This is a genomic window from Bradyrhizobium sp. UFLA05-153 (assembly GCF_054185185.1).
The window spans coordinates 1-1,761 of sequence record NZ_JBBIAM010000303.1; the positions used below are offsets into that span (position 1 = coordinate 1).

Genomic DNA, 1,761 nt, shown 5'->3' on the forward strand with positions numbered 1-1,761 from the left:
GGTCAACAGTCCCTGCGGGTGTTCTGCGTCGGCATATTTCTCTCGTTCCTCGGCTATTTCCTGCTGACGATCAGTTCAGGAGCGCTGCTCACTCAAATCCTGATTAGCGCCGCGGGGGTCGGAATTCTATGCGCGTTGGCCTACTACGGCGACTGGTCGAAAAAGATCGACAAGATCATCAAGCGGCCACGCAAGGAAGCACCCATCGCGGGCAAGCCGGGTGAGAAAATGGTAGCTTGATTCTAACTATTGGATTGCTCAGTGGGCCGATCTTCTCTCGTCAGAGCCGGGCATGCTCTGACAAGCGGAGCGTTTCCAGAAAAGCTGACATCCGCTAACCTGCGCTCCGGCTCCGCCGCGGCCGCGCCTTGAGCGTGGTGTCGACGGCACTCAGCACCCGTCCATCCTCCGCGCGCAGCTCGAGCTTCTTCACCGGGCGGCCCTTGTCGCGATCGACCAGGATGGTCGCGATCTCCTCCGGGCGGTCGTCGAACTCCTCGCTCCATTGCCGGAGTGCGACCAGGACCGGGAAGATGCCGCGGCCCTTCGGCGTCAGCACATATTCAGAATAGGCGCTGCCGTCGGAGGCGGGGGCGATCTTCAGGATGCCGTGGTCGACGAGAGCGCGCAGCCGCGTGGCGAGGATGTTCTTGGCCATGCCGAGCTTGGCCTGGAACTCGCCGAAGCGACGCACGCCGAACAGCGCCTCGCGAATGATCAGGAGCGACCACCAGTCGCCGATCGCCTCCAGCGATCGCGCGATCGGGCAGGAGTCCCCCTCAAAGCTCGTTCGTTTCACCATCGTGCCGTTCCCATCGTGCGCCGATCACGCGCTTGTGTGGTTGCATTATAAAACTAGATGCCCTAGATGGCAATCCAGTTTCATTATGCAACCAAGGAGGCGAGCGTGAGACTGAAGGGCAAGACGGCATTCATCACCGGCGGCAATAGCGGCATCGGCCTTGCGACGGCAAAGCTGTTCGTGGCCGAGGGCGCCAAGGTCACTATCACAGGGCGCAACAAGGACACGCTGCAGGCTGCCGCGAAGGAACTCGGGGCCAGCGGTCTTGCGGTGGAAGCCGACATCAACGACGTCGCCGCGACCGAGAAGGCAATCGCGCGCGCGGTCGAGAAATTCGGCAAGCTCGACATCGTCTTTGCCAATGCCGGCATCCCCGGCAATACGCCGCTCGGTGGCACCACGCTGTCCGCGTTCGAGCAGGTGATCCGCACCAACATCACCTCGGTGTTCTTCACCGTGCAGGCGGCGCTGCCGCATCTCAATGACGGCGCCTCCATCATTCTCAATGGCTCGGTGATCTCGGTGCTCGGCAATCCCGGCTATTCCGCCTACGCCGCGAGCAAGGCCGGCGTGCGCTCGATGGCGCGCGTAATGGCGTCCGAACTGTCGCCGCGTGGAATCCGCGTCAACGTGGTGGCGCCGGGCGCGGCCCGCACGCCGATCTGGAAGGGCGCGGCGCCGACCGACGAGGCATTTGCCGCGTTGGAGAGCCGCATCGCCAGGACCACGCCGCTCGGCCGGATCGGTGAAGCAGATCACATTGCGAAGACGGTGCTGTTCCTCGCCTCCGATGATTCCGCGCATGTGCAGAGTGCCGAGATCTTCGTCGATGGTGGCGCGACCGGCTCGCCTGCGGGCGCTCCGATCTTTCGCGGTTGATCGATGAAGTGAAAATTGAACCGGCCTGGCGCGGTTGCGCCGGCCGGTTCCCTCATCCCTGAGACGTATTTCCAAAACAG

The 1,761-nt window shown here is 63.0% G+C and carries 3 protein-coding genes; 2 read left to right on the forward strand and 1 reads right to left on the reverse strand.

Annotated features, from left to right (window positions below; translation table 11 throughout):
- The coding region (opgC, locus tag Q2941_RS51535) for an OpgC domain-containing protein (RefSeq protein ID WP_458197529.1) at window positions 1-240 on the forward strand (240 nt) is incomplete at its 5' end.
- A gap of 94 nt (window positions 241-334) precedes the next feature.
- Here opgC and Q2941_RS51540 read toward each other — a convergent pair.
- The gene (locus tag Q2941_RS51540; protein WP_254112072.1) at window positions 335-802 is read right to left on the reverse strand and encodes a winged helix-turn-helix transcriptional regulator; all 468 of its coding nucleotides are present in this window, start codon (window positions 800-802) and stop codon (window positions 335-337) included.
- Window positions 803-907: 105 nt separating this feature from the next.
- Here Q2941_RS51540 and Q2941_RS51545 point away from each other — a divergent pair, with 105 nt between their 5' ends.
- Window positions 908-1,681, forward strand: coding sequence for an SDR family NAD(P)-dependent oxidoreductase (locus tag Q2941_RS51545; protein ID WP_254113815.1), 774 nt, complete (start codon window positions 908-910; stop codon window positions 1,679-1,681).
- Window positions 1,682-1,761 lie beyond the last annotated feature (80 nt).

Bases quoted from the DNA above. Each gene is read 5' to 3' on its own strand.
- Q2941_RS51540 (WP_254112072.1), bottom strand. From the start codon at position 802: ATGGTGAAACGAACGAGCTTTGAGGGGGACTCCTGCCCGATCGCGCGA.